Here is a 22,950-nt window from a genome sequence, read left to right as displayed (position 1 = left end):
CGGGTGCTGCGCGATGCGCAGCGCGGCCCCACCGGGAGCGGCGACCCCGAATTCGCGCTTGGTTACTACCGCCGCCCCCGCGGCAGCTCATCAGGAGGTACCCGTTGACCCGCAAAGGACGACCAGTCGTCGCCACGACCGAAGAGGGGGCGCAGGTTTCGGGTGACGGGCCGCTCGGCGCCGTCGAGCACAGTGCAGTCGAGCGGCCCGGCACTGTGGAGCAGGGCAGTGCCGTCGGGCAGGCCGGCGCGGTGCAGCTGGGCGGTGGGGTCGGGCAGGCCGGCACCGTCGAGCAGGACGGCGCGGGCGAGCCGCCCGGTGCGGTCGGGCAGAGCGGCGCCCGAGCCACCCGCATCGACACCACAGCGACCGCCGAAAGGATTGCCGCAGTCCAACTGAGCGGCGTCGACAAGGTCTACACCGCGGGCTCGGTCACCGCGCTCTCGGATGTGTCCCTCACCGTCGCCCCACGCGAATTCGTCTCCTTGATCGGTCCTTCCGGCTGCGGCAAGTCCACCCTGCTGCGCATCATCGCCGACTTGGAGCAACCGACCGGCGGCACCGTGACGGTGCACGGCAAAACCGCGCGGCAGGCCAGAATCGACCAGGACTACGGCATCGCCTTCCAGCAGTCCGGCCTGCTCGACTGGCGCACCGTGCAGGCCAACGTCGAGTTGCCGCTGGAACTGCACAAGGTGCCCAAGAATGAACGGCGTTCGCGCAGTGCGGAATTGCTGGAGATGGCGGGGCTGACCGAGTTCGCCAAGCGCTATCCGGCCGAGCTGTCCGGCGGCATGCAGCAGCGGGTGGCGATCGTCCGGGCGCTGGCCCCGAAACCCTCGCTGTTGCTGATGGACGAACCGTTCGGCGCGCTCGACGAGATGACCCGCGAGCGGATGCAGGGCGAGCTGCTGCGGATCGCGGGGGAGACCGAGGCGGCCGTGGTCTTCGTGACCCACTCCATCCCGGAGGCGGTGTTCCTGTCCGACCGGGTCGTCGTGATGTCACCGCGCCCGGGCCGCATCACCGAGATCGTGCCGACGGGTGGCTGGGGCAGGCGCGACGCGGCCGAGGCGGGCGACGAAGTCCGTTCCAGCCCAGCCTTCTTCGCGGCGGTGGCCGCCGTGCGCGCGGCGCTGCGTGACGGACACGGCGACGGTGCCGCGGTGGCGGGGCGGGAGCTGCGATGACGTCGTCCTGGAAAATGGCGCTGCCGTGGCGAACGGTGCTGCCGCCGTTGCTGTTCGGCGTGGGCGGTCTAGCGCTGTGGCAGGTGCTGACCGTCGCCGCCGGTGTCCCGTCGTTCCTGCTGCCCGCGCCGACGGCCATCGCGAGTGAATTCACCGAGAACTTCGCCCGCATCGCCGACGCCGCGACGGCAACCGGAACCAACGCCCTGGTCGGGCTGCTGGTGGGTGCGGTGCTCGGCATCGTGGCCGCGATGTTCGCCGTCCGATTCCAGCTGGTCGACGGCCTGCTCAGCCCGCTCGCCGCGGGTGCGGCGGCCGTGCCGATCGTCGCCCTTGCGCCCCTGCTGAATTCGATGTATTCGACCACCACGGACACCCCGCGCCGGATGGTCGTCACCATCGTCGTGTTCTTCCCGATGTTCGTCAGCACGGCCAGGGGCCTGCGCCAGGTTCCGCAGGTCCATACGGATCTGATGACGTCGTACGCGGCGGGCGGCTGGCAGATCACCCGCACCGTGCGACTGCCCGCGGCACTGCCGTACCTGTTCACCGGTCTGCGGATCGCCGCGCCCGGCGCGGTGATCGCGGCCGTCATCGCCGAATACTTCGGCGGTCTGCAGAACGGACTCGGCAGCCGCATCACCTCCGCGGCGGCGAACACCGCCTACCCCAGGGCGTGGGCGTACGTGGCGGGCGCCGTGCTCGTCGGCCTGATCTTCCTGGCCGCCGTCCTACTCCTCGAACTACTCACCCGTAGACCACGCACCACCCTCTGGAGATCTAGATGACGAAGTCCCCCAAGCGATTCCGGGTCGGTCTCGCGCTCACCGCGCTGGCCGCGACCGTGCTGACCGGTTGTAGCACCACCGACAGCGGCTCCACCACCACGGCCGACGGCCTCACCAAGGTGCGCCTGCAACTGCAGTGGTTCAAGCAGGGGCAGTTCGCGGGCTATCTGGCCGCGGTCGATCAGGGCTTCTACAAGGAGCAGGGCTTGTCGGTCGAAATCCTGGACGGCGGAACGGATATCGTCCCGCAGACGGTGCTGGCGCAGGGGCAGGCCGACTACGCCATCGCCTGGGTGCCCAAGGCGCTGGCCTCGCGCGAGGCGGGCGCGGGCATCACCGATGTCGCGCAGATCTTCCAGCGTTCCGGCACCAAGCAGGTGTCGTTCAAGTCCGACAACATCACCGGTCCGGCCGCGCTGCGCGGCAAGACCGTCGGAAACTGGGGCTACGGCAATGAATTCGAGCTGTTCGCGGGCATGACCAAGGCGGGCATCGACCCGGCGAAAGACGTCAAGCTGGTGCAGCAGCAGTTCGACATGAACGCTTTCCTGGCCAAGGACATCACCGCCGCCCAGGCCATGTCCTACAACGAGTATGCCCAGCTGCTGGAGACCAAGAACCCGGCGACCGGAAAGCTCTACACCGCAGACGATTTCGCCACCATCGACTGGAACGACGAAGGCGTCGCCATGCTACAGGACGCCATCTGGGCCAACACCGAGAAGCTGCAGGACGCGAAGTATCAAGAGCAGACCGTGAAATTCATCGCTGCCTCGCTGAAGGGCTGGGTGTTCTGCCGCGACAACCTGGACAAATGCCGGGACATCACCGTCGCCGCTGGCTCCACGCTCGGCGCGACGCACCAGCAGTGGCAGATCAACGAGGTGAACAAGCTGATCTGGCCCGCGCCCGCCGGGATCGGCATGGTCGACCCCGCAGCCTGGGCGCGGACCGTGCAGATCGCCAAGAACACCAAGAACCAAGAGGGCGTCACCGTCCTGAAGAAGGATCCCGACGCGAGCGCTTACACGAGCGAATACGTCACGAAGGCACTGGAATTGCTGAAGTCCGGTGGAGCCGATGTGACCGGAGCGGGTTTCGCCCCGAGCCAGGTCACCCTGACCGAAGGGGGTAAGTGATTTGACCGATCACGTCTTCTATCCGTGGGCCGCGCAGGCCGAGCTGAACCCGCCGATGATCGTCGGCGCCGCCGGCTCGCACTTCTGGGATGACAACGGCAATCGGTACCTCGACTTCTCCTCGCAGCTGGTGAATGTCAATCTCGGACACCAGCATCCGGACATGATCGCCGCGATCATCGCCCAGGCGAAGCGGCTGGCCACCATCTCGCCGACCGTCGGCAACGAGGCCCGCAGCGAACTGGCCAGGCTGATCGTCGAGCGGGCGCCCGGCGAGCTGAACCGCATCCTGTTCACCACCGGCGGCGCGGAAGCGGTGGAACACGCGGTGCGGCTGGCGCGCAGCTTCACCGGACGCACCAAGATGCTGGCCGCTTACCGCTCCTATCACGGTGGTACCGGTGTGGCGATCGGCCTCAGCGGTGAACCGCGCCGCTGGGCCGCCGAGCCGACCAACGTCGACGTGGTGCGCTTCTTCGGCCCGTACCCCTACCGATCGCCCTGGGGCACAAGCACTCCCGAGGAGGAAACGGCGGCGGCGCTGACCCACCTGCGGCAGGTGATCGAGCTGGAGGGTCCGCAGAACATCGCGGGTCTGATCCTGGAGACGGTGGTCGGGACCAACGGCGTGCTGATCCCGCCGCCGGGTTATCTCGCGGGCGTGCGCGCGCTCTGCGACGAGTTCGGCATCGTCTACATCGCCGACGAGGTGATGGTCGGCTTCGGCCGGGTCGGGCAGTGGTTCGCGGTGCAGGCCTTCGATGTCGCCCCCGATATCATCGCCTTCGCCAAGGGCGTGAACTCGGGTTACGTGCCGCTCGGCGGCGTGCTCATCGCCGAGCGGATCGCGCAGCGCTACGACCACACCGTCTATCCCGGCGGCCTCACCTACGCGGGGCACCCGCTGGCCTGTGCGGCGGGAGTCGCCTCGATCGGCATCTACGAGCGCGACGGCATCCTCCACCACGTGCGCTCGGTGGGCGCCGATGTGCTCGGAAAAGGCTTGCGCGAGTTGGCCGCCCGGCATCCGAGCGTCGGGGAGGTGCGCGGGCTCGGGTTCTTCTGGGCGCTCGAGCTGGTGCGTGATCCGGCGGCCAGGACACCGCTGGTCCCGTTCGCCGCCGCCGGTGCCGCCGCCGAGCCGATGGCGAAGGTGACCGCTGCTGCCAAGGCTCGTGGTCTGTGGCCGTTCAGCGTGGGCAATCGTTTCCAGATCGCGCCGCCGCTCACCACGTCGGCGGATGATCTGCGCGTCGGCCTGGAGATCATCGACGAGGTCCTGGAGGTTGCCGACGGCTATGTCAGCTGACCCGAGGTAGCAGGGTGGCGTGAGCGAAGACGCCACCCTGCTGCTACGGACCGATCACCCCACGTCGTCGGGTTGCGCTTCCCGGAACACGGCCAAAGCGGCTGGCTGACTGGTGAAGTCGAGCTTCTCGGCCTGATGAGCGACCTCGCCGTCGGTGGCCAGCGACACCGGAGCCCCCTCGACCTGAACGTTCAGGCGGCCGACGCGCCGATGCACGTAGGTGTCCGAGCGGTTCAGGGTGCCGGTGAAGGTGGCGAAGATCAGCCGCAGCCGCGAAAAGCGAAGGTCCGCACGCAGATACCGGATGTCGAGGGTGCCGTCGCTGAGGCGGGGACGCGACATGGGGATCTGGTCCGCCGGGTCGTACGCACCGTTGCCGACGAACAACATCCAGAGGTCGTTGCGTTCACCGTCGACGACCGCGCGCAGCGGCTCGGCCCGGAACAGCACGCACAGCATGGCGATACCGGCCGCGGGCCACTTGCCGATCCGCCGTTCCCAGCGTTCCCGCAGGCGCACGAAGTCGGGGTAACCGCCGAGGCTTGCGGTGTTGACGAAGGTGCGCTCCTCCCCGTCGTCCAACTTCACCTGAGCGGTGTCGACGAGCATGAGCTGACCCGCATCGAGCGCGGCGAACGTCGTCGCGGGCTCCTCGACGCCGACATCCCGCGCGAAGTGGTTGAGCGTGCCGCCCGCGAACACCGCCAGCGGAAGGCTGTGCCGCACAGCGGCTTCCGCCACAGTCGACACCGTCCCGTCGCCGCCGAGCACGCCCAGGGCCGCGATATCGTCGCGCCGCACCCGCTGGTCGATCTCGGCGTCGAGGTCGATGCCGCCGTCCACCTCGAGCAGCTGCGCCGCGGGCAACCGATTGTGCAGCAGCGCAACCTCTTCGGTACCGTCGCCGGGGCCCGAGGCGGGGTTGACCACGAGCAGCATGCCGCGCCCGTCGGGCAGCGGTTCGGTCCGCTTGGCCGGACCCAGGGCGGCCGGCTCGTCGTCGCGCACCGCCCACCACCGCCGGGTGCCCAGTGCGACGCCGGAGCCCAGCGCCGCACCGACCACCACGTCGGAGGGCCAGTGCACGCCGATGTGCACCCGCGAATAGGCCACCGCGACGGCCAGCGGCGCGAGCACCGCGGCCGTCCCCGGCGACTCGAGCGCCACCGCGGTCGTGAACGCCGCCGCGGAGGCCGCATGGCCGGACGGGAACGAAGAGGAGACGGGTGGCTTGACCAACCGCCGTAGCAGCGGCACCGCCTGCACCGGCGGCCGTCGCCGCGGGAACAGCGGCTTGGCGACACCGTTCGCCAGGCCGCTCGCCATGCCCACCGCGGCAAGGCCGCGCACCGCACCGCGTCGCTGGGACCGCCCGCCCGCCACGAAGAGTCCGGCGGCTATGGCCATCCAGAGCCGACTGTGGTTGGCGCTCATACTGAGTGACCGCAGGAACTGGTCGGCGGGTGAGGCGCGCCAGTGCGCGGTGCGTTCCACCAGGCGGCGGTCCAGGGCGTTGATCGAGTTCATTCGTTTACGCATCGAGTCGAGCTTATCCAGGTAACAGGCGCTCAAACGGAGTCGCGACGGTGATGTCGGCGTGCCTCGGTACCCTGCCTGCATGACATCTGGGCAGACCGAGATCTGGCACAACCCCCGGTGCACCAAGAGCCGCAACGCCACCGCGTTCCTGGACGAAGCGGGCGTCGAATACTCGGTGCGGCGCTACCTCGACGAGCCGCCGACCGCCGACGAGCTGCGCGACGTGCTGCGCAGGCTCGGCGCCGAGCCGTGGGACATCACCCGCACCGGCGAGCAGATCGCCAAGGATCTCGGCATGTCCGGATGGGGTCGCACCCCGGCCGACCGGGACCGATGGATCGCGGCGCTGGCCGAACATCCGAAGCTGATCCAGCGGCCCATCGTGCTCACCGCGGACGGCGGCGCGGTGGTCGCCCGCGACGATGCAGCGCTGCGCGAACTGGGCTGAACGAGACGGTCCGCGCATCGCGGAGCAGACCCCGGCAAATGGTGTCCCTGCCACCGCGAATCAGGCGGTAGGGTCGGCGAATATGAAGGTACAACTGCGCCATAACCCCGCATCGGCCATTGCGCGGTGCTTCCTCGCGGGCGGCGAGCCGATGCGGGTCGAGAGCGGCGCCATGGTCGCGCACTCGGCGGGAGTCACGTTGGCGGCCAAGGCCGAAGGCGGCATCCTGGCCGGGCTGAAGCGCTCGGTGCTCGCCGGGGAATCGTTCTTCGTCTCGACGTTCACCGCGCCGCAGCAGGGCGGCTGGGTGGACGTGGCGCCCGCACTACCCGGCGACATGCTGAATTTGCAGATCACCCAGGACCGCCCGTTCTTCATCAGCCGCGGCGGCTGGATCGCGAATTCCCATGGCGTGCAAGTGGAAGGCAAGTGGGGCGGCTTCGCCAACCTGTTCGGCGGCGAGGGCGGTTTCGGCCTGCGCGCGCACGGTGAGGGCGAGGTCGTCGTCGGTGTCTTCGGCGCGATCGACGTCATCGACCTGCAGCCGGGGGAGCCGATCACCATCGACACCGGGCATGTGGTGGCCTACGACCTGGCGATGAACTTCACCATCCGGCGTGCGGTGGTCGGGCGCTCCATCCAGTCGCTGAAGTCCGGCGAGGGCTTCGTCTTCGATTTCGTGGGGCCGGGGCGGGTGCTGCTGCAGACGAGGAATCCTGGCGCTTTCGCTGCGTGGGCTAGTTCGGTAGCCTCCTCCGGGTAATCCGGCGCGGCGATCATCGGTGTTCCCCCGGTGTTCAGGCATCGGCCATGTCGGTCGTCGAAGCTCCGGGGCTTCATCGGTATAGCCAAACAAACGGAGAATCCATGGAACTGCTCGAAGTTTTCGCCAACCTGTTCGCCACCGTCCTGTCGCTGGGCAGCGGCAGCGCGTCCTGACCCTGCTCAGGTGAGCAGATCGCCGACGAGTACCCGGGTGTCCGGCACGAACGGCCAGTCCGGGTCAGCCAGGTGGGCGCGCAGTTCCGCGTCGGTCCACCACCAGCCGTCGGCGATCTCCTCGGGCTGGTGGTGGATCGGTCCGTCGTAGCGCAGTTCGTAGGCAAAAAGGTGGCAGCGCATAGGTTTTCCCTGCCACTCGCCATCCCAGGCCACCCGCGCCAGCGGCCGCGGTTCGGTCCCGATCAGCGTGATGCCGAGTTCCTCGGCGAGCTCCCGGACCGCGGTCTCCGCCGGGGATTCCCCCGGCCCGATCACCCCACCCGCCAGACAGTCGTGCATCCCCGCGAACACCATCTTGGTGTCGGTGCGCCGATGCACATAGATCCGCTCGCCGTCGCCGGACCGAACCAGCACACCGGCGCTCGCATGCCAGATCCCCGCGCGGTAGACCTCCGCCCGATCGGCGGCGCCGATCACCTGCCCCGCCGCGTCATAGACGGCGATCATCTCGGACTTCTGCTGGACGCGTTCCGGCTGCGCTGACACCGCCCGAGGGTAACGTGAGGTGGCACGCCGACTCGAGAGAGGACCGCGCCGATGGTGCTACCCCGCGCACTCGCGAAATTCAACCGGCATGCCACCAATCGCGCGGCGGGCCTGTTCGCGGGCCGCGCCCCCGGCTTCGCCCTCGTGCAACACAAAGGCCGAAAGTCCGGGCGCGACTATCGAACCCCGGTCTCGGTGTTCGGGCGCGACGGCGTCTACCGCATCGCCCTGACCTACGGCCGCGACACCGACTGGGTCAAAAACATCACTGCCGCAGGCGGTTTCACGCTACACACCCGTGGCCAGGCGATCGAGCTGACCGACCCGGTGGTGCTGCACGACCCCTCGGTGCGGTGGGCGCCTCTGGTTGTCCGTCAGTGGGTGCAGGCGCTGTCGGCCGAGTACTACCTGGAAGCCAGGCCCGCCCGCGAATAGCGGCTTCGACCCGGATGACCCGATGCAGCAGCTGTCCCGCCGGATGATGGGCGGCGGTTGGCCGACCGTCGCGCGCAACTTCGGCAAGACGCTCGACACGATGTGAGCGGGGTGGGTGCGTCGGCGCACCCACCCCGACGTTCATCGGTGCCGGATGGGTTTGGCACCCGGTTTGGGGGCCGACTGGGCGCGGATCACCGCCGTCCGCTCGGCCTCGGCGGCGGCCTCCGCGTCGAGCCTGCGATAGACGAGGTGCTGTTGGGCGAGGGTGCACGCGTTGTTGGTGACGAAGTACAGCAGGATCGCCACCGGGACCAGCGCGCCGCCGATCAGGGCGAACGCCGGGAAGGCCCACAGGGTGAGCGGGCGCATCATGGGGAGCTGGACGGTGGTGTCCTGCCGGGACAGCGACGCGCGTGCGGTGAAATGCGTTGCGACAGCGGCGATCAGCATCAGCGGGACGGCGACGGCGGCCACCGTTGCCAGGAGGTCGCCGGTGCCGGCCAGGATGGCCGACAGCGGGGCGCCGAAGATCTTCGCTTGAAGGAACGACTGCACATCGGCGGCGCTGAAGACGTAATTGGGCGTCGCGGCGTTCTGCTCCGGTGTCATCGGGGTCGAGATGGACTGAAAGGGCAGATGAGCGAGGGCCCCGGTGCGGTCGAACGAACGCAGCACATGAAACAGGCCGAGGAATGCCAAAAGCTGACCGATGAGCGGAATCAGTGTCGCGAAGCTATTGATGCCGTTGTCTTTATAGAGTTTCTGTATCTCGACGGCCTGTTGCCTGCGATCGGTCGCGTATTTTTGTTTCAAAGCAGCGACCTTTGGCTGCAATTTTTTGACAATGGCTTGGCTGCGCGCTTGTTTGAGAAAGGGCACAAAAAGGACGGCACGCAGGGTGAGCACCAGGAAAATCACCGAAAGCACCCAGGCGAGTGCGCTCGCCGGACCGAAGGCCGCGGCGAAGACGTAGTGCCAGAGCCACAAGATGGCGGACACCGGGTAGTAGACGAAGTCGAGCATGAGAACACCTGACTGTGGGCGTGCGTAGGCGCACGAGAACGGAAGGGGTCGACGGACAACGCCGACGGCACCCCGCATTCGATGCGGAGTGGACGTCAGGCGGTCGCGAACCCTGGCGCTCGTGGGCGCGGACGCCCGGGGGTGTCAGGATTGCTCTGGCGCAGGAAAGAGCCGCGTCGGCGGCGTTGCGCGGACGGCGGCGGGCCGGATCCGACCAGCGGGAGCGGCAGTCGGGCCTGCGTGTGTACCGCGGCGAGCGCGACGAACAGCGAGGCCGCGACGAGGCCGACGGCGGCCACCGAACCCGGCTCGCCCGCCGGAATCACGAACAGCAGCAACGCGGGCAGCACGAATGCGAAAACCGCATACGTCGTCAGCCTGGCCCGCGAGATCATGCTCCGAGCATACTGCCCGTTCTCGCCACCGGTGTGCCGACGGACGAGCAAGCCCTCAAAGGCTGATGTCCCAGTCGATGTCGGGACTCATCATCGACGGCGGCAGCCCGAAGGTGCGCCGGCAGGTGCGAGTGAGGTGGGCGCTGTCGGTGAACCCGGCCGAGGCGGACGCGGTCGTCATGTCCTCGCCGGCCATCACGCCGTTCATCGCGAGGTAGAGCCGCAGCCAGAGGATGTAGCGCCGCAACGGAATACCGACCTGTTCGGTGAACAGATGGGTGAGCCGAGTCGCCGAGATCCCCAGCTGACGTGCCACATCGGAGCCGCGGACCGAGCCGTCCTTGACCATGTCGGGCAGCAGCTGCAACGCTGCGGTCACCACGCCGTGCCGATCGTCGCGGTCGGCTGCCTTGTTGTCGCGCAGCAGATCCGTGAGGATGTCCGACACGTGCCCGGCCAGTCGGCCCTGTCCCGGATCGACGTTGAGACTCTGCACCCAGCCGTGCAGATGGGCCCGCCGATCGGCGGCCGCGCCTGCGACGGTCTCCGGGTCGAGGTAGACCGCGATACCGTGCGCGGCCCCGCCGCAGACCCGGTGTGGCGCGTCGGTGGGCACGATGACATGACTGCCCTCGCGCCGCACCCCGCTGCCGTCCACGACCATGACCGGGGTACACGAGGCCATGATCTGCACGGCGTGATGGGCGTGCAGTTCGGTCGGTAGGACCTCACCTTCGAAAGCCAGGATGCCCGGCCGTAGCAGCGCGGTGCCCCGCCACTGCACTTCGGCGTCCGATGACGTCGTTGATTCGTTGCTGACCAGAGCCTTCATCGTCGGACGCTCCCGGCTTTCACGAGATTTCTCTCGCTGGATCCTGTGCTGAGACTATCGGGTTCGACTACCCGGCAGTCGTACTTTCTCGATGGTTGCGGCCCTGACACGGCCGCGATCCCGCGACTCGACGCCCCCGTTGCCGGGGTCGCCGAGCCTGCGGGTCTAGTCGGGTGGACGCGGTGTGTGGAGCGATCGGTCATACCCGAACCGAGATCGCGGCGGACAGGGTCGCGGCGACCTTGTCGAGGAACTCACCGATCAACGGTCCTGCGGTGGGCGTCGCGGGGAAACGGGTGCGCAGGGCGAGCCCGTCATCGGTGCGGGTGAACCACAGCTGCACGTCGTCCAGCGGTGCACTGCGACTGAGCTGTGCCGGGTTGCGGGGCACCGTGCGGGTCGTGTCGCTGCGCGAACCGCCGGGTAGTCGCCGGTAGTCGGTGTAGGAGACGCTGAACAGATCCTGCCTGGTCCGGCGCAGGTCACTGCCCATTGCGGCGAGGACGCGGTTGGCGGGCACCTGCGCCAACCGCTGCCCAGACCGGACCGCGTCGTCGGCGGCCTGCGCGGTGGCGCAGAAGTCGTGCGCCACCGGCACATGCGCCGGGGCGTTCGACACCAGCCAGCCGAAGGTGTTGTGGTGTCGGGGTTCGCGCCGGGTGTGCACCGGAAACACCAGGTCGACGCCGGTGCGGTCGCCGAGTTCGGCGGCCGCCATGGCGACCGCCGCGAGCAGCGCCGCGAACATCGAATACCCGTCGGCGCGTGACTTGCGGTGCAGCGCGTCGGTGGCCATGGCGCCGAGCAGCAGGCGGACATCGCTGCCGAACGGCGCCACCGACCCGGCGGGCAGGCCGAGGTCGAGCGGGAAGTGCGGCAGGTCGTTGCCCGCCGCGTGCAGGAAGTCGCGCCACGAGCGGATCAACGGCCCGGTCGCCGCCGCCGGAATGGCGGCCTCCCTGGTCGAATAGGACAGGAAGCTGCCCGGCTCGGGCAGCCGGTCGGCGGCCGCGACGGCACCGTCGTGGCCGTCCTCGCAGGCGGCCCGGTACAGCTCATCCAACTCCGCCACCGCGATGGTGATCGACCAGGCGTCACATACCGCGTGGTCGAATCCGCAGACGATGGTGGAGGTTTCGGACCTGCTGACGGCGCCGAGGAAGTACGGCGCGAAGGTGAACGGCGAGCACGCCTGATCGAGCCGGCCGCCGAGGACGGTGCGCAGGTCCTCGGTGGTCGCGGTGTCGACGGCGGGTTGGGGGACGAGGCGGATGTCGCTGTCCACCACCACGTGCACCGAGGCGGGCTTGCCGTCCGCCGGGCGTTCGAAGCTGCAGTGCAGGGCGTCGTGGCGCGGTAGCCACACCGAAAACGCCGTCTGCAAGGCGGATTCGTCGATCGGGCCTGCCACGTCGAAGGCCGCGGCGAGCCAGGTCGTCGGCCCGCCCGAGGCCAGGTGGATCGCCTGATTCGCCGACGGTGGTGTCGCGTCCGGGGTCGGGCCGGGCTCGGCGACCGCGGTCCATTCGAGCAGGGTGCCCGGTGGTGCATTCAGTTGGTCGAGAAAAAGCAACTGCATCATGACCTCGCGAGAGCTGGTGCGGTGACCGCGAAATCGCCGGTCTCGGCGATGGCGCGCAAGGTGGTGCGGATCTGCTCCAGATACTCGGCGGCCGACTTGTGCGCGACCGGGGTGTCCGGATACATCATCGTGACGTGCAGCCGCTCCAGCTCCCTGTTGAACCAGATCGGCGAGGTCTGCCCGATCTTGCTGCGGGATCCGAGACCGTTGATGCCGGAGACGCCGGGCAGCGCGGCCTCCAGCGCCGGACCGGACACCGCCCGCATGTCCAGGTAGGACACCCACGGCCAGTCCGTCGTCGCCGGCAGCGGCGCCCCGGTGAGCTCGGCAGCACGGTCGAGCGCGGCATGGATCGGGACGTTGGACAGCGGCTTGGTCCAGTCCAAGGCGACACCGGCTCGGCCGATCAGATCGGTGAACCGGTGCGCCCCGTCGAGATCGAACGCGATCGGCATCAGGTTGATGAACCAACCCTGCGCGAGCTGGTACTGCGGCTCGCTGCGGGTGCCGACCACATTCATGCCCAGATAGCTTGTCCGGCCCGCGAATTCGAGCTCGGCCAGCGCGACCGCCGCGTACAGCCCCGCGGAGAACGAACCGCCCGCGTTCTTGCACGCCGCGGCGAACGCGTCGATTTCGGCCGCATCGAGCATGTCGACCTTGGTGCCGAAGCTGTCGGCCACCTCACCGGGCGCGAGGCCGAGCTCGATCGGCAGCGGGCGAACCTGATGCGCCTTCTCGGCGAGCAGGCCTGCCAACTGCTCCAACTCCGGCGGCCGTGCGGCGACGGCGGCGCGCTCGGTCCTGGCGAACTCGACGTAGCTGCCGACCGGCGGCAGCACCGGCTCCTGGCCGGTGCTGAACGCCGTGTAGAGCGCGTGGAATTCGTAGGTGGACGTGAGCACCGACATGCCGTCGGTGAACGCGTGGTCGGCGCTGTAGACGATGGTGAAACCGTCCGCACCGTGGTCGATCGCGCAGCAGACGATCGCCGGCCAGCGCGTCGGGTTGGCGTTCGCCTTGAACTTCGCGACCAGGGTGTCGCGCAGCTCGCCGCTGTCGGTGAAGGTGTCGAGGGTGTGGGTTTCCAGGTCGACCGCTGCCGGGTCGAGCAGGTATCTGGTCAGCGCGAACCCGCCGTCGGATTCGTCGATCCGGAACCACGAGCGCAGGGTTTCGTGGCGCTGCAGGAACGCGATGTAGGTCCGGCGCAGTGCCTCCGCGTCGAGCGGGCGCGCGATCGTGAAGCAGAACGAGAGCTCGGAAGCGAGCGGGTCGTTGGTCTGCCTGCGCGCCGACCAGCGGCGGATGTGCGACTCCTGCAGGTAGGTCGCGGGAATGTCGGAGGGCGCGGTGGTTTCGGTGGCGGCCTGGCTTGCCGCCGTGGTGGTGAACTCGAGTAGCACGCCGGGTTTCGGCTGCCAGTGTTCGGTGAGGGTCATCTCTACCATGACAGCGGCGCTCCTTCGATCGGACGGATTCGGGCGTCCCCGTAACGGGTGAACTCGGCGAGCAGATCGCGCATCCGCAGCACATGCCGATGGATGTCGCGGGTCGCCTTGGTGGTGCCGGGATAGCGCATGTTGAGCGTCACGCCGTGCTGCGTGCGGACGAACCAGAAGAAGAACTCGTCGGCCGAGACGTTGCGGCTCCGCAGCCAGCGAGTGTTGGTATCGACCCAGGTCGGGGCCGACTGGGCGCCGCGCACGTCCATGTACGACACCATGAACGAGATGCGCGGCCGGGTGCCGAGCAGCTCGCAGACCCGGCCGAACGGCACCGTCGCCGCGCCACGGGTGCGGCGCAGCTCTTCGCCCGCGGGCTGGATGAGCTCGGCGAGATTGCGCGCCGGACCGCAATCAAGCTGGAACGGCGCGAGCCCGACGAACCAGCCGAGCGTGTCGGCCCACTGCGCTTCGGTGCGCGTGTGCAACGGGATCACCGTGCGGAAATCCCGTCCGGCGCCGAGTTCGGTGGTGGTCACCGCGAACGCGGCGAGCAGGGCCGCGAACAGCCCCTGACCCTGTTCCCTGGCGACCGAGGCCGCCGCGTCGGCCGCGTCGGCGTCGAGCACCTCGACCGACAGATTGCGCTGCGGCACGCGCCGCGACGAGGCCTCCGCGGGACCCGTGAACTCGATCGGCGCCGCGGCGACCTTGCTCAACGTGCCGCAGGGCAGGGTGTTCTCGGTGTTCTCCGGGAAGAACGTCCGCCAGGTCTGCACGGCCGGGTCGTCGGCGGTGGCCGCCGTGGCGCGGACGCGCTCGTCCTGGCAGAAGTCGACATAGCTGCCGGTGTCGCACAGCTGCGCGGACTTGCCCGCGCGGACCGCGTTGTAGAGCGCGTGCAGCTCGCCGCCGGTGGAGACGGTGGAGTAGCCGTCCATGATCGAGTGATCGGCGGCGAACACGACGGTGAAGCTGTCGCGGCCCGCGATGGTCACGGCGACGTAGGAGGGCCAGCGCAGCGGCGAGGTTCCGTCGTCGAGCAACCCGTGTACCAGGCGATATGTCGCCATCGTCGAGGTCGGCGCACCCGCGTCGACCGGTTGGACCCGGATGTCGCCGGGCGGCAAGGTGTATCTGGCCGGCTGGCCGCCCTCGATGGCGACATGCGAGCGCAGACCCTCGTGCCGGTCGATCCAGGCATCGAAGGCGGTACGCCAGGCCTGCGGGTCGAGCGGTCCGTCGATCCGGAACGCGTGCCCGAGCCAGTAGTGGCGCCGATCTCGTATTCGACTGTGTTCCACCGCATCTCGAAGATGATGCTCGTGATTGTAGGAAACGGCGCGAGTATCTCGCGGCCAGTCGGCCCAGTGTGAAGTGGCAGTCGGGAGCCACTCGATCACACGGCCGCTCGGCAACGGATAATCGGCCAGTTCGATGAATTCCATGACACACCTTCAGCTGCCCATCGGCCGTTCCCCATGCGCGGTAAGGGAATTGCCGATCCGAATAGTGACAAGAATTTCGGCCTGCATCCGAGAACTTTGTCCGTACGGTTCCGGGACGTCATCGTCGGACCGGAACGAGACAAACTGTAGAAGAAATTCTTGGTGAATGCGTGGGTGAGCCTGATCACCGATATTTGCCCCGATATCGCGGACAACGGCGTTGCGGGCAGCGCAATGGGGGAGTGCGACGCTGCTGCCAGCGACAATGTTAAACACTCAATGTTCAGGTAGCTGATAGATTGCCGGACAATGTGTCTCAATGCACCTGGAATTCATCCCAGGTTTGCATGATCTTTACAGCTACCAACCCTGAAGGCGGGCTAAACGTAACCTGGGTCACGCCCGGATTGTCCGGTTCAGCCCGCCTCCCCGGTCTGTCTCAGCCGCCGAACGCGGACTCCGGCGCAAGGGGTACGACCAGGCTGGACGGCCGGGCGGCGTCCCGATGGAGCTGCTGGGACGAACCGAGCAAACGCGGCAAATCGGTCGGAATGGGCATGGTCGACGGGAAGGTGCCGCTGGTGATCCGCAGTCGCAGCGCGTGTCCCGGTGCCAATCGGTAGAAGGTGGGGCGGATCTTGATCTCCAGCTTGGTCACCTCGCCGGGAGTCAGTAGCTGTTCCGCGTCCTTGCGGACCACGTGTTCCGGTGCGTAGATGGTGCCATCGGTTGCGCGCCAAGTCTTTTCATCGTTCAGCGTACGCTGGCTGGCCAACTGGGAGCCGCCGGTGATGTTGACCGCCGAACCGTCCGGCGCGACATCGTCGAGCCACACCTGGAAGGCGGCGTCGGTGCTGGTCGAGGACGCGTACAGGGTGACGCTGCTCGGGCCGGCCAGCACGGTCGGCTCGGTCACCGGGTCCATCGTGTAGCGGCGACCGGCCACCGGTTCTTGCACCCACTCCGTGCAGGGGTTGTAGGCATTGAACAGGCGGAACAGGAAGTCGAACAGGCCTGCGCTGTACTGGCCGAGGCTCTGCCGGTTACAGATGGAGTCGATGCCGGTGTAGTCGAGGCGATCCGACGCGTCCTCGATCGTGGGTGGTTGCGCGACGAGGCGATCGCCGTCGAAATACCGCTGCTGCACCGCCGCCTGCTCGAACGGATAACGCGCGGCGCTGACCGCCGTATTGTTCGGGTCGATCACATGAAGTGTTTTGTCTGTTTTGTCTATTCCATTCGGAATGTCCTTGAGCCACCGGTCGAACCAGGCAACTGTGATCATGTCGGTGTCCAGCCGAGAGCCGGGCCCGAAGCCGAGGCCGACGTGGTACCACGGGCCCATCAACAGCTGGAATCGTCCGTCGGGAGTCTGATCCGGCGCCATCGGCGCGAGCTGGTCGCGGCCCGCGGCCAGGTTCTGCAGCTGGGAGTAGTTGCGCCACGGACCTTCCTGGTACAGGTCCCACAGACCGCCGACCTGGTACATGGCGATGCCGTTCTCAACGACCTTGTTCAGGTCCGTCTCGAAGCGACGGTCCTGCCACCACTGACCGTCGTAGGCGAGCGGGCCGCCGCCGTACGCCTCGAGCAGTAGCTTGATCGTGCTGTCCGAGGAGACGACCGCCTGGAGATGGTCGACGAGAGTCTTGATGAACATCTGCGGTGAGACCACCGCGGTCATGAACGGACCGATCAGGCTCAGATACGGCACCAGCACCGAGATGGCGGTGAGCAGGATCGGGCTCATCATGCCGTCGTGGCCGAGCACCTCGTTGAAGATGTTGTTCGGCATGGCCATCGGCACGATCGCTTTCAACGGCGAACCTGGCGCGACGGATTCGGCTGTGCGCAGGGCCGACAGCGCCGGGAACGAGTACCCGAACATGCCGACCTTCCCGTTGGAGCCGGGCAGCTTCGCGGCCCAGTCGACCAGCTGGGCGCCGTCGACGCCGTCCTGCTGGGACGCCGGGTTCCAGGCGCCGGTCGAGCCGCCCGTCCCGCGCACGTCGGCGATCACCTCGATATAGCCGCGCCGCACCAGCATGTCCTGAGCGCTGGTGGCCTGGTTGATGATTCGGCGCGCGTCCTTCAGCTGGTCGGGCAGCGGGATGTGCAGGGTGTCGATCACGCTGGTCACCGCCGCGGCGAGTGCGCTCGATACCGCGCCGTAGGTGGTGAAGTTGACGACGACCGGGAACTCACCCGTGGCGCGCTGACCGGTGGCGGGGTCGGTGGGGTAGCGCACCTCGGTCTGCAACTGGGTGCCGTCCGCGAGCGGAACAATATGTCCCAGTTCGTAAGCGATGCCGTAGCGCTCGGGCGTCGGCTGATAGTCGGCGGGCAGGCCGAAGTTCGCGGGCGCGTTCGGGACCGGGCCTGAAGTAGGCACCGCGTTCGCGGCGGGTGCGAGCTGGATGATCAGACCGACGGCGGTGATGGCGGCGACCGGCACTGAGCGGTGGAAGGCCCGCGCCCGGAATGCAATTCTCAACTACCTGAACCTTTGCTGGCTGGGTCGAAGCCGGGCGGTCGGCTGCCCGTCCGCGGGCCGGTACCGCGGTTCGAGTGCCGAGTCGGGCCAACCGACCCCGGATTGTGTCCGGGGGTGCGGTGGCTACGCCTGACCTCATCGTCGTCCTTCAGCACAACGCATAAACGGGGTGCCGCAACACTGGCAATTCGCTAGAGGTATCGACGAGTCTTTGGGAAAGTGCCTAAAAATGGGAGTTGCGGAGGTAGCGGTCTCGCGGGGTATGGCGCGCCGCAAGCAGGTTACGGACCGTCGGCACCGATTGCGGACACCGCGGAGCTGGCAGACTATGTCGGAGAGTCCGGCACGGCGTCGGAGATTGCGGCGTTCCGCGCGAATTATGGTGCAAACGAAGCGGATTCGAGTCGCCGCGCCAGTCGTGCCGCCGATAGAGTCATGGCGTCGGCCGGGCGGTGCGGGTCGAGGCCGGTCAGTTCATTTACCCGGGAAAGCCGGTAGGTCACCGTATTTCGGTGCACATTGAGCTGCCGGGCCGTCGCCAGCTGGTTGAAGCCGCTGTCGACGAATACCTCGAGGGTTTCGGCGAGCATGGGCTGCGGGTCCAGCGGTGCGAGTACCGCCGCGAGTCCGGGTCGAGCCGCGTCGCTCACCGCGACCGTGTACTCGAACTGTAAATCCTGTCTGCGGCACAGGATTTCGCGCCGGGCGAGGCAGCGGCCCAGTTCGGCGAGTACCCGCGCCTCGGCGTACATCGGTGGGATCGCGTCCTTGGTGCGGGCCGCGCCGACCCCCACCCAATACGGTGGCGGTTCGGCAGGTTCCTGGGCGGGCAGCCGCGAGGTGAGCCCGGACAGGGTGGCCGAGCCGTCGTCACCCGCCTGCAACGGGATCAGCGCGGTCCAGCCGCCCGCGTCCAGCCGGAGGAACACCCCGGGAATCGCCTCCACCCGATGCCGCAGCGCCGATGCAGGCCCGCCGCGGGTGCCGCACAACCGGAACACCGCGACGAGGAAGGCGTCGGCCACCGGGATCACCGGATCGTTCGCCCACTCGACCGGGTCGCGGCCGGTGAGCAGCGCGTCGGCGATGCCGCGCCTGCGTTCCAGCAGCTCCCAGCGCGGGTCGTGCGCGCGCTGGGTGGCCGCGGTGGCGATCCGGGAGGTGACCAGCGTGACGTACTTCAGCAGCGCGAGCGAGGCATCGAAGAGCAGCTCGCGCTCGGCCGGGCTGGCCGAGGCGCGCAACCGCTCCCAGATGAACCCCGCGCCGAATCGGTAGCGCTCCAGCACCTCGGGCAGCGGGGTGCCGTCGCGCAACCGGTCCATCGCGAGCTCGACGAGTTCCCTGGTGTCCTCTTCCGACGGATCCTCGCCGCGGCGCAGGTACTCGAAGAACAGGTCGACGTTGAGTTTGGTGCCTCGGGCGAAGTCGGTCTCCACCATGGATTGCGGCAGCCGTTGGTACGGCGGCAGCGCGGCGTAGAACGCTTCGAGAGTCGACGCGGTCCGCCGATGAAGATCGTCGAACACCCGAGTCCGCGATGGCATCATGCTGGTTCTTCTTCCCGGACTTAAGTCGAGTACAAGGCCTCGATGGTATCTGTGTAGCCGCTGGAAATGGGCTTTCGCTTGAGTTTGCCAGTAGCGGTCAGGTAGTCGCTGCCGTTCTCCCAGACCTCGGGGAGCACGATGTACTTCCTGATCTGCTCGACCCTGGACAGTTTGCTGTTCGCCGCGGCGATGCCCTCGTCGATGGCGGTCAGGATCTGCGGATCCTTCGCGAGCTCGGCGACGGTGCTGCCCGCCAGGTTGTGCCGCTGCGCGTAGGCGGCGGCCAGGTCGGGGTCGAGCATCAGCAGCGCAGTGTTGAACGGCCGCTGTTCACCGATCACCACCACCGTGCCGATCAGCGAGCAGTTGTCGGTGACCGTGTTCTCGATGTTGGCCGGCGACATGTTCTTGCCGGACGCGTTGATGATGAGCTCTTTTTTGCGGTCGATGATCGAGAGGTAGCCGTCGCTGTCGATGCTGCCGATGTCGCCGGTGTGCAGCCAGCCGTCGCTGTCGATCGTCTCCGCGGTCTTCGCCGGGTCGCCCCGGTAGCCGCGCATCACCATCTTGCCGCGCACCAGCACCTCACCGTCGTCGGCGAGCTTGACCTCGGCGCCGGGCAGCGGGGTGCCGACCGTGCCGATCTTGACCCGCTCCGGCGGGTTGAGCGTGGCGCCCGCGGTGCATTCGCTCATGCCGTAGCCCTCGCACAGCGGGATGCCGAGCCCGAGGAAGAACTCGTGCACCTCCGGCGGGATGGCGTTGGAGCCGGTGACCGCGATGCGGACCTGGTCGAGGCCGAGTCCGGTGCGGATCGAGGTGAGCACCAGGCGATCGGCGAGCGCGTACTGGAGCCGATCGAGGGCGCCGAGGGGGCGGGCGTCGGAGGTGGCGCGGGCCTTGTTGCGGCCGACCCCGACCGCCCAGTGGATCAGGCGGCGCTTGACCGGCGACTCGGTGGCGAACCGTTCCTCCAGCGCGCCTTTGACTTTCACCCACACCCGGGGGACCCCGAGGAACACGCTCGGGTGCACCTCGGCCAAAGCCGTTGCCACCTGCTTGAAGTCGGGGACGGTGGTGATCTGGCAGCCCTCGAGCAGGGTCAGGTAGTGCGCGAACCAGCGGTTGGCGGCGTGCGCGTCGGGCAGGTAGGAGATCACCCGGTCGTCGGGGCCGCCACCGCCGAATGTCTCCAGGACACGGGCGTTTTCGATGAAGTTGGTGTGGGTGAGCTCCACGCCCTTCGGCGGGCCGGTGGTGCCTGAGGTATAGACGACGGTGAGCAGATCGTCCGGCTGCACCTTGCGCCAGCTGGTCTCGAAATCGAAACCCTCGGCGGTGCGCTGTTCCAGGTCGGCCAGCGCGAGCGTGCCGTCGGGCGCCTCGTCCACGCAGATCACGTGCTCGACGTGGATGCCCTCGGCGGCGGCCTTGGCGACCGCCTCCAGGATCTTGGGCGCGAACTGGCGCTCGCAGACGACGGCCTTGTTGCGCGCGTTGCCGAACTGGTAGACGAGCAGGTCGACCGGGTTGGTGTTGTACACCGAGAACGGCGTCGCGCCGGTGTGCAGGATGGCGGTGTCGCAGAGGTGGAACTCGGGGCGGTTGGTCAGCATGATCGCGACCGTGTCGCCGGATCCGATGCCCAGCGCGGCGAGGCCCGTCGCGATGGCCTGCACCCGTTCGCCGTACTCGCGCCAGGTGATGGAGACGGCACCGCCGAGGGTGCGCAGCGCGACCGCGTCCGGGTACTTCGCGACGTTTGACTGGAACGCCGCACACAGCGTGTCCGGGCGGGCGGCCGCCGGGACTGTCGATGAAACCAAGAACCTAACCTCTGCTAGCGAAGGGCTGAGGTCATCCCGATCGTCTGGGGGACGCGGATGACCTCATCGTCATCTATCAGCAGAACGCATGAGCGAGTGTGTGCGCTAGCGGCAAACGCGCAGAGTGTGGCGCACGACATTGTGCACTCGACCAAATTTGGGCTCTGCTGCCACTCGTGCGTCGCGGCGCGCTGACCCGGTGGTGAGCCACGCAAGATCAGCAGAGTGGAATGGTCGCTAGTTGATCTTGGGCAACGACCATTCGACTCGCCTCGATGGCGGGTCAGCCGCAGATCGGCCAGGAGCCTGGATGGTCCAGGGGTAGATTCGGCGCCGCCAAGGCGGCCTCGGTGGCGGGCGAGAAGCAGTTATCGCCCGCGCTGCCGAGGCGACCGCCGCCGAAGTCGACCACCGAGCCCGCGCCGAGGGCGCTGTTGCGCTGGCTCAGCACGATGTCGCCACTGAAGCGGGATCGTTCCACCTTGCCGGTGAGCTCGGCCAGATCGCCGACGGTGTGCACCTGTAGGTCGGCGACCGCGGCATCGGTGACGGTGGTGTCGGCGATGTCGAAACTCATGGTCGCCGTCGCGGGTGCGGGGCCGCTGGGGGAGTAGGCATAGATGCCGATGCCGTCGGCGCTGCACTGGCTGAGATGGGCGTTGCGCAGGGTCAGCGCGGTGGTGTTGTCCCGGCCGAAGCTGGCCGAGAACAGGCAGCTGCCGAGATTGCCCGGCACATACGGGTTCAGCAGGGCGGCGACGAAGCTGGAGCGCGACGCGGTGAGGCCGTCGATGGTCATGACGTGGCGGGCGCCCTCGGCGCTCAGATTGAGGTTTTCCACGATATCGCCTGGGACATCGATGAATTCGCTGTTGGTGAGGGTGACTTCGCTGTCGGGGGTGCCGTTGCTGGTGACGAATTCGATTCCGTTGGCCGAGAAATGGCCGCCGCCGTGGCGATAACTGTTGCGGTCGATGGTGATTCGCATACGGGCCCGCTCGGCCGCGTTGACGAAGATCCCCTCGCTGTCGGCGGCCGTGTTGAGCGGGTCGTTGGCCGGCACCGCGATATTGCGCTGGGTGTTGCCGCGCACCGTGGCGGTCAGCGTGGAGGTTCCGGTGCTCTGCATGCCGACGGCGAGGACGGAGAGCTTGGCGAGCCCCTGATTGATGTTCTCGGTCAGGTTGTCGGTGATGGCGGCGGTGACCTGTGCGGTGCCGGCGGTGCGGACGTCGATGCCGTCGCCGCAGGCGGTGTCGCGCACGGTGTTTCGCTCGATGGTCAGCGCACCGGCGCCAGCGTCGGCGTCGATCATGATCCCGGCCCAGCCGTTGTTCAGCGCGACCACGTTCGGCGCGACGGGGAGCGGCGTGCCGAACGGAACACCGAGCATCGGCGGGAAGGGTTGCACCAGGAACCCGTCGTGACAGGCGCGATTGGTGGCGGCGATCGTATTGCCCGCGACGATCGCGGTGCCGACATTTCGGCCGTAGATGCCGCCACGCTGGGCGCCGGTGATGGTGAGGTCGCGGACTTCGGTGTCCGGGGCGAGGCGGACCGCGTCACCGTCGTTCGCGGTGGTCGTGTTGGCCACGGCTGCAACGCTGCCGGGACCTTGACGGCCGAGTAGGCGCTGGCCATGCTTCAGTGCTATACCGCCATCCAGCGGTGGAGTGCCGAGTGGCGCGGCCAGGACGACGATTGTGTCGCCGTCACCAGAGGCCTGCTGGACCGCCTGCAGTGTGTTGAAAGGTGTTGCCTCCATGCCATTTCCGCCTGCTGCGGCGGTGGCGCTCACGTACCAGGTCCGGCCGGGCTCTGCGGACGCGTGCATCGGTGCCGTGCCGACGGTGAGCGCGCAGCAGAGCACACTCGCCGCGGCGAGCTGCGGCGGAGACAGTTTCATCGGGGCCTTCCGGATTGATCTCGACGGTGCCGCGCACCGCCGTGTGGTCCAGCCCACCCCATGACCCGACCGAGTGGTATCGGCAGAATGCCGAACCTGACGGTCGTTCT

20 protein-coding genes are annotated in these 22,950 nt (G+C 68.0%); 8 read left to right on the top strand and 12 right to left on the bottom strand.

Going from position 1 to position 22,950, the window contains the following annotated elements:
* Positions 1-104 precede the first annotated feature (104 nt).
* From DMB37_RS05815 to DMB37_RS05800, 4 genes are read left to right on the top strand one after another with little or no spacing between them, the layout of a single operon-like run.
* Positions 105-1,190 carry an ABC transporter ATP-binding protein gene (locus DMB37_RS05815; RefSeq protein ID WP_240772259.1) on the top strand — a complete coding sequence of 362 codons (1,086 nt, stop codon included), beginning with the start codon at positions 105-107 and terminating at the stop codon, positions 1,188-1,190.
* Positions 1,187-1,978, top strand: a complete 792-nt coding sequence (locus tag DMB37_RS05810) for an ABC transporter permease (RefSeq protein WP_240772258.1) — start codon at positions 1,187-1,189, stop codon at positions 1,976-1,978. The genes DMB37_RS05815 and DMB37_RS05810 overlap by 4 nt, the downstream gene beginning before the upstream one ends.
* Positions 1,975-3,117 carry an ABC transporter substrate-binding protein gene (locus DMB37_RS05805; protein WP_135231818.1) on the top strand — a complete coding sequence of 381 codons (1,143 nt, stop codon included), beginning with the start codon at positions 1,975-1,977 and terminating at the stop codon, positions 3,115-3,117. The genes DMB37_RS05810 and DMB37_RS05805 overlap by 4 nt, the downstream gene beginning before the upstream one ends.
* Position 3,118: 1 nt before the next feature.
* Complete coding sequence (locus DMB37_RS05800) at positions 3,119-4,426, top strand: aspartate aminotransferase family protein (protein ID WP_135231817.1); 1,308 nt, start codon at positions 3,119-3,121, stop codon at positions 4,424-4,426.
* A gap of 54 nt (positions 4,427-4,480) precedes the next feature.
* Here DMB37_RS05800 and DMB37_RS05795 read toward each other — a convergent pair whose 3' ends face one another.
* Positions 4,481-5,965, bottom strand: a complete 1,485-nt coding sequence (locus DMB37_RS05795; protein WP_135231816.1) for a bifunctional phosphatase PAP2/diacylglycerol kinase family protein — start codon at positions 5,963-5,965, stop codon at positions 4,481-4,483.
* A 79-nt stretch (positions 5,966-6,044) separates the two neighbouring features.
* Here DMB37_RS05795 and DMB37_RS05790 point away from each other — a divergent pair, with 79 nt between their 5' ends.
* The 3 genes from DMB37_RS05790 to DMB37_RS41690 all read left to right on the top strand — a co-directional run bounded on the left by DMB37_RS05790 (position 6,045) and on the right by DMB37_RS41690 (position 7,352).
* Entirely contained in the window at positions 6,045-6,413 is a 369-nt protein-coding gene (locus DMB37_RS05790; protein ID WP_135231815.1) for an arsenate reductase family protein, read from the top strand.
* Positions 6,414-6,495: 82 nt separating this feature from the next.
* A complete protein-coding gene (locus DMB37_RS05785; protein ID WP_107657703.1) occupies positions 6,496-7,176 on the top strand; it encodes a TIGR00266 family protein in 681 nt (226 codons plus the stop codon).
* A 47-nt stretch (positions 7,177-7,223) separates the two neighbouring features.
* Positions 7,224-7,352, top strand: a complete 129-nt coding sequence (locus DMB37_RS41690) for a hypothetical protein (protein ID WP_255508367.1) — start codon at positions 7,224-7,226, stop codon at positions 7,350-7,352.
* Between the two features lie 6 nt (positions 7,353-7,358).
* Here DMB37_RS41690 and DMB37_RS05780 read toward each other — a convergent pair whose 3' ends face one another.
* Positions 7,359-7,862 carry an NUDIX domain-containing protein gene (locus tag DMB37_RS05780; RefSeq protein ID WP_135237366.1) on the bottom strand — a complete coding sequence of 168 codons (504 nt, stop codon included), beginning with the start codon at positions 7,860-7,862 and terminating at the stop codon, positions 7,359-7,361.
* A gap of 90 nt (positions 7,863-7,952) precedes the next feature.
* Here DMB37_RS05780 and DMB37_RS05775 point away from each other — a divergent pair, with 90 nt between their 5' ends.
* The gene (locus tag DMB37_RS05775) at positions 7,953-8,336 is read left to right on the top strand and encodes a nitroreductase family deazaflavin-dependent oxidoreductase (protein ID WP_135231814.1); all 384 of its coding nucleotides are present in this window, start codon (positions 7,953-7,955) and stop codon (positions 8,334-8,336) included.
* A 141-nt stretch (positions 8,337-8,477) separates the two neighbouring features.
* Here the strand turns inward: DMB37_RS05775 and yidC are convergent, their stop codons facing one another.
* From yidC to DMB37_RS05725, 10 genes are all read right to left on the bottom strand, one after another.
* Positions 8,478-9,362 (bottom strand): membrane protein insertase YidC, encoded by an 885-nt coding sequence (yidC, locus tag DMB37_RS05770; protein ID WP_135231813.1) that lies wholly within the window; start codon positions 9,360-9,362, stop codon positions 8,478-8,480.
* Between the two features lie 95 nt (positions 9,363-9,457).
* Entirely contained in the window at positions 9,458-9,757 is a 300-nt protein-coding gene (locus DMB37_RS05765; protein ID WP_135231812.1) for a DUF6412 domain-containing protein, read from the bottom strand.
* Positions 9,758-9,812: 55 nt separating this feature from the next.
* On the bottom strand, positions 9,813-10,589 hold the full coding sequence (locus tag DMB37_RS05760; protein ID WP_135231811.1) for an AraC family transcriptional regulator: 777 nt from the start codon (positions 10,587-10,589) through the stop codon (positions 9,813-9,815).
* A gap of 199 nt (positions 10,590-10,788) precedes the next feature.
* Positions 10,789-12,171 (bottom strand): condensation domain-containing protein, encoded by a 1,383-nt coding sequence (locus tag DMB37_RS05755; RefSeq protein ID WP_135231810.1) that lies wholly within the window; start codon positions 12,169-12,171, stop codon positions 10,789-10,791.
* Entirely contained in the window at positions 12,168-13,622 is a 1,455-nt protein-coding gene (locus DMB37_RS05750; protein WP_135231809.1) for a condensation domain-containing protein, read from the bottom strand. Before DMB37_RS05750 ends, DMB37_RS05755 begins: the two co-directional genes overlap by 4 nt.
* Positions 13,616-14,920, bottom strand: a complete 1,305-nt coding sequence (locus tag DMB37_RS05745) for a condensation domain-containing protein (protein ID WP_167768755.1) — start codon at positions 14,918-14,920, stop codon at positions 13,616-13,618. The genes DMB37_RS05750 and DMB37_RS05745 overlap by 7 nt, the downstream gene beginning before the upstream one ends.
* A 583-nt stretch (positions 14,921-15,503) precedes the next feature.
* Entirely contained in the window at positions 15,504-17,558 is a 2,055-nt protein-coding gene (locus DMB37_RS05740; RefSeq protein ID WP_135231807.1) for a CocE/NonD family hydrolase, read from the bottom strand.
* 377 nt (positions 17,559-17,935) lie between these two features.
* Positions 17,936-19,108: a CdaR family transcriptional regulator gene (locus tag DMB37_RS05735; RefSeq protein ID WP_135231806.1), complete on the bottom strand. Its 1,173-nt coding sequence runs from the start codon at positions 19,106-19,108 to the stop codon at positions 17,936-17,938.
* 20 nt (positions 19,109-19,128) lie between these two features.
* Entirely contained in the window at positions 19,129-20,934 is a 1,806-nt protein-coding gene (locus DMB37_RS05730) for a long-chain fatty acid--CoA ligase (RefSeq protein WP_135231805.1), read from the bottom strand.
* 283 nt (positions 20,935-21,217) lie between these two features.
* Positions 21,218-22,840 (bottom strand): hypothetical protein, encoded by a 1,623-nt coding sequence (locus DMB37_RS05725; protein ID WP_135231804.1) that lies wholly within the window; start codon positions 22,838-22,840, stop codon positions 21,218-21,220.
* Positions 22,841-22,950: the final 110 nt, after the last annotated feature.

Source organism: Nocardia sp. CS682 (genome assembly GCF_004634405.1).
GTDB classification, from domain to species: domain Bacteria; phylum Actinomycetota; class Actinomycetes; order Mycobacteriales; family Mycobacteriaceae; genus Nocardia; species Nocardia ninae.
Note: the sequence above shows the minus strand (reverse complement) of the source record. Positions and strands in the feature narration are given on the sequence as shown.